Here is an 867-nt window from a genome sequence, read left to right as displayed (position 1 = left end):
AGAGGGTGTTAGGGAATTAAGCAGGCGCTAAGCGGTTGAGGCACATGGTCATGTTGGCAATGAGCAGCCAGGCTTCATGCGAGCGTGGAGTAAATTCGTAGTCGATAGCCAGTCGCCGGAAGCCAGTGAGCCAAGCAAAGGTGCGCTCTACCACCCAGCGTTTGGCCACCGGCACAAAGCCACGGGTACTCGGCGGCCGACTGCCCACTTGATGCGTGAGGCCGAGTTTGACCACGTGCCGGGCAAAGCGTCCGCGATAGCCTTTGTCGGTGACGACGGTGGTTAAGCGGCTGCCCCAGACAGGCCGAGCGGGCAGTAACTGGAGGGCTTCGACCCCATCATGGCCGTTGGCCGCGTGCACCCGGCAGGCCAAGATACGCCCCTGCACATCGGTCAAAATCTGCCGTTTACGCCCATTGACGTGCTTGCCTCCGTCCAAGCCCCGGTGCTCAAAAATGCGCGGCGCAAGCCGCACACTTTGGCTGTCGAGGCAGACCAGCGAAGCGGTAGCGGCCCGGCCGGCAGCTAGCCGGTCGGCTTGATTGACCGCATCGGTCAGCTGCTGCCACAGCCCGCTTAGTTGCCAGCGACGGAAGTAGTAATACACCGCTGACCATGGCGGAAAAAGGCTAGGCAGGCAGCGCCACTGGCAGCCAGTGCGACAGATATAGCGCAGGGCGTCAACGATTAAGCGTAGGCAGTGGCGGCGTTTGCGGTGCACCGGCAGCAGCGGGGCGATAACTTGCCACTGCGAGTCAGTAAGGGGTTGATGACAGTCAACCATAAGGCGAGCCGGAGCCTAGGAACTCCGCTCGCTGCTTACTGGCTCGTTTTCTTTTGGGTTAGCCCCAATTCCTAACACCCTCT

The 867-nt window shown here is 61.0% G+C and carries 1 protein-coding gene; it reads right to left on the bottom strand.

Features of this window, described 5'->3' with window-relative positions; all coding sequences use genetic code 11:
• Window positions 1-16 precede the first annotated feature (16 nt).
• Window positions 17-784, bottom strand: coding sequence for an IS5 family transposase (locus ACYVGC_RS24965; RefSeq protein WP_460586567.1), 768 nt, complete (start codon window positions 782-784; stop codon window positions 17-19).
• Between the last annotated feature and the right edge of the window lie 83 nt (window positions 785-867).

The sequence above is a fragment of the Hymenobacter arcticus genome (assembly GCF_054779975.1).
The sequence above is the reverse complement of the archived record's forward strand: the minus strand, read 5'-3'. Positions and strand labels throughout refer to the sequence as shown.

Excerpts from the sequence above, each read along its gene's own strand:
- ACYVGC_RS24965 (WP_460586567.1), bottom strand. The coding sequence starts at position 784 with ATGGTTGACTGTCATCAACCCCTTACTGACTCGCAGTGGCAAGTTATC.